The sequence below is a fragment of the Gluconobacter sphaericus NBRC 12467 genome, assembly GCF_006539125.1.
Lineage (GTDB): Bacteria > Pseudomonadota > Alphaproteobacteria > Acetobacterales > Acetobacteraceae > Gluconobacter > Gluconobacter sphaericus.
In genome coordinates, this window is record NZ_BJMK01000077.1 from 1 (window position 1) to 1921 (window position 1921).

General features: G+C 57.8%; 3 protein-coding genes. 2 read left to right on the forward strand and 1 reads right to left on the reverse strand.

Translation table 11 applies throughout. The features are described 5' to 3' along the window. Positions 1–347: 347 nt before the first annotated feature. Both ssb and GSP01_RS14510 read left to right on the forward strand, forming a co-directional pair. Positions 348–827, forward strand: a complete 480-nt coding sequence (ssb, locus tag GSP01_RS14505; RefSeq protein WP_141354669.1) for a single-stranded DNA-binding protein — start codon at positions 348–350, stop codon at positions 825–827. Between the two features lie 101 nt (positions 828–928). Continuing rightward, a complete protein-coding gene (locus GSP01_RS14510; RefSeq protein WP_141354671.1) occupies positions 929–1231 on the forward strand; it encodes a hypothetical protein in 303 nt (100 codons plus the stop codon). A gap of 229 nt (positions 1232–1460) precedes the next feature. On the opposite strand, the gene GSP01_RS14515 is transcribed toward GSP01_RS14510, so the two are convergent. Further along, positions 1461–1679: a hypothetical protein gene (locus tag GSP01_RS14515; RefSeq protein ID WP_141354673.1), complete on the reverse strand. Its 219-nt coding sequence runs from the start codon at positions 1677–1679 to the stop codon at positions 1461–1463. Positions 1680–1921: the final 242 nt, after the last annotated feature.

The window sequence follows — 1921 nt, forward strand, 5'->3', positions numbered from 1 at the left end:
TCGCAGACCGCCTCCTTTGCTCAGGACGCTCCGGGCTTGACGGCCTGTCCCGTCGCCCGTCTTGGCCGGTGGCAGGATGGGCTCAGGAAAACGCCACCTCCCTTCCACTCTCGTCGTCGTCAGTGTGCTCGCCGCACGGGCAGGATAGGTCTAGGAAAACATCAAATATAATTTCAGTAATCAACAAGTAAATATCACATTTTTACGGCTTTATTTATTTGAAAACGGCAGTTTTCTGCCGTTTTTCGTTGACGTTCACCAAGTAAAAACCTAATATCTATTCATGGACAGAGGCAATGACGCCGAACAAGTCCAGTCGATACGTTCCCTAAGTCTTGGAGGCTCTCATGGCTGGTTCCGTTAACAAAGTCATTCTCGTTGGAAACCTTGGTATAGACCCGGAAGTTCGTCATACGCAGTCCGGGTCCAAGATCGTGAGCTTTACCCTCGCCACGTCTGACACATGGAACGACCGCCAGAGCGGCGAACGCCGTGAGCGCACCGAATGGCACCGTGTCGTCATCTTCAATGAGCGGGCTGGTGACGTCGCAGAGCGCTTCCTCCGCAAAGGCCGCAAAGTCTATATCGAAGGCGAACTCCGCACCCGTAAATGGACAGATCAGGGCGGTCAGGAGCACTACACTACAGAGGTAGTTATTGACCGTTTCCGGGGCGAGCTGGTGCTGATCGACAGCAACCGGGGCGAGGGCGGCTTTGGTGGTGGAAGCAGTGGCGGCCGGTCCGGGGGATCGTCTGGCAATGCAAACCGCAATGCGGGCTGGGACGCACCGGGCGGGGACGACCTCGATAACGAAATCCCGTTTTAAAGCGCGCCGGGAAGGACAGGGAGCCGATTGCGCCGCCCTGTCCTTCCGTTACTCCGTTAACCTCTGGTATTCATCTCCTTACTGATTCAGGAGGCATCACAGTGGACCGCACCGCTATCATCTTTCTTTTCGTGCTCCTGATGACCGGTCTGACTATCGGTCTTTACGCCTCACTGGCCAGCTATCCGCCAGCCGTGCCCGCCGCGTTTCACGCCAGCCGCCATCTGGTCCTTGCCGGGGAGACCGCAGGCCTCCTTTTGGTGTATTTTGTTGCAGGCTTTCTTCTGTATGCCATAAGCAAGGGTTACGTGACTGCTGCGAGCGCGGCCGCTGTCGCTCTCGCGCTCGGAGCAGGTGGATACGGGGTTTTCTATCTGGTCCGCACTCCGGGGCTCATCTTTTAAGGCCACCAGATAGAGCGTTCAGGAGGATCGCAATATCGCCTGAGTTTTTCCGGCCTCCTAAAGTGCCTCTCTCTGAAACATCCAGCGGCCTCCGAGCCGCTTTTTTGTTCGCTCGTCCAGTTTAGTCAGGCGGACGCGCCTCGTCGGCGCGAGTTTTGATGCCCCCGACTGCTCGCCCCCCACAGGGGGGCTGCGCCAGGACAGCGAAGAAGGCTAGAATACCCCCATGTCACGACAAACCGTAATCCGCATTGGGGCTCTGGTCTTTCAGGCAGCCATTCTTCTCATGATCTGGAAGGGCTTTCTGCATCCCACCCGGGGAGGTCTGCTGGTTCTTGCCGTCGGGTTTGTAGCGTTTTTGCTCACGCGGGAGTCTTCGGGCAAAAATCAGGGTCATAGGTAAAAAAAGCAAAAGAGAGATCGGGGCGGCCCTGAAGGGTTCGCTCACTCTATCTCACTAGGCTCCTGCGTCGCCAAGTTCGACCGAGCCACAGGGTCCAGCCGCCCTCAACCGGGCGTCTGGACCCTGCGTCTCGGCCCTTCCGGGTAACGGTTCACCCGCATTCTTTCCTCTGAACGAATGGTCCCGGACTGGGTGCTCGGTTCGTGAGACGGCTCCTCGTCCCTCCCGAACGGTCCTGAAGGACCGCCCGGGAGGGCCGTTCCACGACAGCGTCCTCGCATCCAGCA

Bases quoted from the DNA above. Each gene is read 5' to 3' on its own strand.
- ssb (WP_141354669.1), top strand. From the start codon at position 348: ATGGCTGGTTCCGTTAACAAAGTCATTCTCGTTGGAAACCTTGGTATA.